This is a genomic window from Yersinia sp. 2542 StPb PI (genome assembly GCF_048593855.1).
GTDB classification, from domain to species: Bacteria; Pseudomonadota; Gammaproteobacteria; order Enterobacterales; family Enterobacteriaceae; genus Yersinia; species Yersinia enterocolitica_E.
In genome coordinates this window covers 1-3,723 of the sequence record NZ_JAZGQA010000283.1, presented here as the reverse complement: position 1 = coordinate 3,723, position 3,723 = coordinate 1, and the positions used below count along the sequence as shown (strand labels likewise).

The following is a 3,723-nucleotide window of genomic DNA, read 5'->3' as shown; positions in this document are numbered from 1 at the left end:
CATTGTTTTTTTATTTTACTGTCATTTTTTCTTTATCTAAATTGTGGATATTACTTATTCAGTTACAGTCTTAAGGTAAATAAATTCCACGGGTGGATAATTTAGTGTTCTCTCTTTTTTATTACTCACCATCAAGTCGTTTTCTCTTTTTAGCATCGCTAATATCCATATTTATCCATCACTGAAATAAATGAATCTATCGAAAACAACATGGAAAAAAATATAAAATCAGTATTTAGTCGTATTACTGTCACATTAGTAAATATGATGATTCCGTGGCAGAGATAGATACAGAATTGAAATGCTGATGACAATGTAGGGTATTGGATAAGTGAAAGAGGAGCTAACAAAAGCCAGCTCCTCCTTTTGTACAATTACTTTTGGGTCAGTAGGAACTTAACGACATCCGCATACTGTTTAACATAGGTATCCATTGAGCTGGTATCCATGCCATCATTCTTAATCATATATTTGCCATTAACAAACATGGCTGGCACACCACGTAATTGTAAATCTTCAGCCGCTTTTTGTTGTTGAGCAACCAGTGATTTAACGACAAAACTATTTAATGCCGCATCATAATCTTCGCCACTCACACCCGCTTTAATAAAGACATTACGAATATCATCAGGGGTTTGAACAGTTTGTGTTTTCTGTACACCTTCAAACATCAGTGGGGTGATTTTTTCCTCAACGCCCAATGCCATGGCAACAGCCCATGCCTGAGTCAATTGCTTACCTAATGGCCCAAGGAACTCAACATGGTATCGAGTCATTTTTGTCCCTTCTGGCAGTGCTTTTTTTACTGCCTGAGGGATATGATAAACTTCTTCAAACTGAAAGCAGTGCGGGCAATAGAAAGAGAAAAACTCTAAAACCTGAGGCTCACCCGTTACTGGTTTATTTAACGTCTGGTACTGGGTTCCATCCGTAAACTGTGCGGCAGATGCACTGAATGCCATCACCATGCCAACGAGAGCTAACCATACATTTTTCATACTATAACAATCTCCATTATCTTAGCTTTAGTACATTGGCATCAGCTGCAAAGGGGGTACCTGCAACAGCTTAACCTGTTCTGTAAATGATGCAGTCTGCTGTAACCAAAAATCAGACTCCGCCATCCACGGAAAACTTTTCGGAAATGCAGGGTCCTGCCAACGTCTGGCGACCCATGCAAGGTAATAAACCATGCGCATTGCGCGTAAAGGTTCAATCAATGCAAGTTCACGCTGATCAAAATCAGCAAACTCACCATAAGCTTCCAGCAAGATATCCAACTGGATCAATTGCTCTCTGCGCTCGCCGTGTAATAACATCCACAAATCCTGAACCGCCGGACCATTTCTGGCATCATCCAAATCGACGAACATTGGCCCATCACGCCACAAAATATTACCAGGATGGCAATCACCATGTAGCCGCAACGGCTGCCAATCGGTGTGCCAATACTGCTTAATGGTGGCGATCAACAGATCGGTTGCCGCCAGAAACTTGTCTTTCTGTTTTGCCGGCACTAACACACTGCTGGCCAGTAACTGACGTGGCTCGGTCAGATATTCCTCAATATCCATCGTTGGCCGGGCAACAAAAAGTCCATCGCTACCCACCTGATGAATTCTGCCGAGAAAACGGCCCACCCACTCCAGTTGATCAAGATTGTCTATTTCATATTGCCGCCCACCGACACTTGGGAACACAGCAAAGAAAAAGCCGCCATGAGTATGCAAAGTTTCGCCGTTTAGTGCTAATGGGGCGATAACCGGAATCTCCGATTCTGCCAAATCAAGCGAGAACCGATGTTCCTCGATAATTTGTTCACTGCTCCAACGCTCGGGGCGATAAAACTTCACCACATACCGTTTACGATCTTCATCCATAAACTGATAGACGCGGTTCTCATAACTATTAAGCGCGGTTAACCCTGAATCCACCCGTAACCCTACAGCCTCAAGGGCATCCATAATCAGGTCTGGAGACAAAGTCTGAAAATTAAAAGCAGAATTGTTCATAACAACATTCAGTCTGTATAAGTAACAGCGGCGCGCTGAGAATAAGAAATAGTATCATTAAAGCCCCCTCCCTACGCAGACAGGAGTGTGACTAATCTTTAATGATGCCACGAGCTCTCAATAATGCTGTTTTAAAATCCTCTTCATAATCCTTTTTCAGTCCTGGAATCACTTCCGTTGATGCCGAGCCACGCATTTTCAGATGATAAATAAGAATATCGTCTGTCAAATCTGCGAAATTACCTTCAAAACCAGCTTCCTCTGACAATTTTTGTAAAAACTGCACCAGATTTAAATCAGGTTCTTGCTGCCAGGCCGGATGTAAAAGCTCAATCAGTTCATTAACACGATGACATTTCATAGCGAAGTTATCCTATTCAAAAATATGCTGACAAAGTAGCAGGGATATTCACACAGGGAAAGAGAGCCTATTGTCAATAAAAGTAAATCCTGACCTGTTCACCTATTTGAAGATACAATCCCATAGTCAGTTTAATACCGTGGAGTGATGGAAATGCGACCTAATATTACAGGCGTTATTCTTGCTGGAGGCCTTTCGTCCAGAATGGGCGGGAATGATAAAGGATTAATCTCCCTAAATGGAAAGCCACTGTATCGACATGTGATTGATAGATTAAGACCGCAGGTTGAGAACTTACTGATTAATGCTAATCGTAACCAAGCCCTCTATCAACAAAGTGGCGTTCCCGTCATTAACGATATCATTACTGGCTTTGTAGGCCCATTGGCTGGCATGCATGCTGGATTAAGCCATTCAACTACCGAATGGGTTGTCTTTGCTCCCTGTGACGTTCCTATGCTTCCACTTAATCTGGTTTCTCAACTCTGGCAGTCAAAAGGGCAGGCTCTTGCTGCTTATGTTAGTGATAGCAAGCGTGAGCATCCAACATTAGCTTTAATGCATGTTAGTCTTAAGCCAACGCTAGCAAGGTATCTGGCAAAAGGGGATCGTAAGTTAATGATATTTATGACGAGTATTAATGCGCAAAGAGTGGTATTCAATGGGCAACTCAATCAATTCAGTAACCTAAATACTCCCGCAGATTGCGAGTTATGGGAACAAGCTAAAAGAGAGCCATTATGAGCAGCAAGACGCCCCCGTTACTCGGTATAGCCGCGTACAGTGGTACAGGAAAAACAACCTTACTAAAACACCTGATCCCCTTACTTCAACAGCGCCAAATCCGCGTTGGCTTAATCAAACATACTCATCACAATATGGAAATTGATACACCGGGCAAAGACAGTTATGAATTGCGTAAAGCTGGAGCCCATCAAACGTTGGTTGCCAGTGATTGCCGCTGGGCATTAATGACAGAAACGCCAGAACAGCCGCCGATGGATCTTCACTATCTGGCTAGTCGATTAGATACATCAACTATCGATTTGATTTTGGTTGAGGGTTTTAAGCACGAGCCGATCAGCAAAATTGCTCTTTATAGAGCAGCTGTAGGTAAGCCTTTCGCTGGTTTGATTGATGAATACGTTATCGCGTTGGCAAGTGACGAGCCGATAGATACTGTAGTAAAGCAATTAGATATTAATCAACCAGATCAGATCGCAGAGTTTATTTATAACTGGCTCAAGATGGATCAGTCAGAGCTATAAAAACAAAAAAAAGCCACCTATCAAGGTAGCCTTCTGTTTTATTCATCGCTGTAACGGCCGGATTTGACTCACCTGCCCCTGC

At 42.6% G+C, this 3,723-nt stretch carries 5 protein-coding genes; 2 read left to right on the top strand and 3 right to left on the bottom strand.

Annotated features, from left to right (window positions below; all coding sequences use genetic code 11):
- Nucleotides 1-374: 374 nt before the first annotated feature.
- The 3 genes from dsbA to V1952_RS20540 form a co-directional block, all read right to left on the bottom strand.
- Nucleotides 375-998 (bottom strand): thiol:disulfide interchange protein DsbA, encoded by a 624-nt coding sequence (gene dsbA, locus V1952_RS20550; RefSeq protein ID WP_083161621.1) that lies wholly within the window; start codon nucleotides 996-998, stop codon nucleotides 375-377.
- A gap of 27 nt (nucleotides 999-1,025) precedes the next feature.
- The gene (locus tag V1952_RS20545) at nucleotides 1,026-2,012 is read right to left on the bottom strand and encodes a serine/threonine protein kinase (protein WP_372560165.1); all 987 of its coding nucleotides are present in this window, start codon (nucleotides 2,010-2,012) and stop codon (nucleotides 1,026-1,028) included.
- 91 nt (nucleotides 2,013-2,103) lie between these two features.
- Nucleotides 2,104-2,373: a YihD family protein gene (locus V1952_RS20540; RefSeq protein WP_083161617.1), complete on the bottom strand. Its 270-nt coding sequence runs from the start codon at nucleotides 2,371-2,373 to the stop codon at nucleotides 2,104-2,106.
- Between the two features lie 153 nt (nucleotides 2,374-2,526).
- On the opposite strand from V1952_RS20540, the gene mobA reads away from it, so the two are divergent.
- The gene (gene mobA, locus V1952_RS20535; protein ID WP_372560166.1) at nucleotides 2,527-3,117 is read left to right on the top strand and encodes a molybdenum cofactor guanylyltransferase MobA; all 591 of its coding nucleotides are present in this window, start codon (nucleotides 2,527-2,529) and stop codon (nucleotides 3,115-3,117) included.
- Nucleotides 3,114-3,641 carry a molybdopterin-guanine dinucleotide biosynthesis protein MobB gene (mobB, locus tag V1952_RS20530; RefSeq protein WP_372560167.1) on the top strand — a complete coding sequence of 176 codons (528 nt, stop codon included), beginning with the start codon at nucleotides 3,114-3,116 and terminating at the stop codon, nucleotides 3,639-3,641. The genes mobA and mobB overlap by 4 nt, the downstream gene beginning before the upstream one ends.
- The last annotated feature ends 82 nt before the right edge of the window (nucleotides 3,642-3,723 follow it).

Bases quoted from the DNA above. Each gene is read 5' to 3' on its own strand.
- dsbA (WP_083161621.1), bottom strand. From the start codon at position 998: ATGAAAAATGTATGGTTAGCTCTCGTTGGCATGGTGATGGCATTCAGT.
- V1952_RS20545 (WP_372560165.1), bottom strand. From the start codon at position 2,012: ATGAACAATTCTGCTTTTAATTTTCAGACTTTGTCTCCAGACCTGATT.
- V1952_RS20540 (WP_083161617.1), bottom strand. From the start codon at position 2,373: ATGAAATGTCATCGTGTTAATGAACTGATTGAGCTTTTACATCCGGCC.
- mobA (WP_372560166.1), top strand. From the start codon at position 2,527: ATGCGACCTAATATTACAGGCGTTATTCTTGCTGGAGGCCTTTCGTCC.
- mobB (WP_372560167.1), top strand. From the start codon at position 3,114: ATGAGCAGCAAGACGCCCCCGTTACTCGGTATAGCCGCGTACAGTGGT.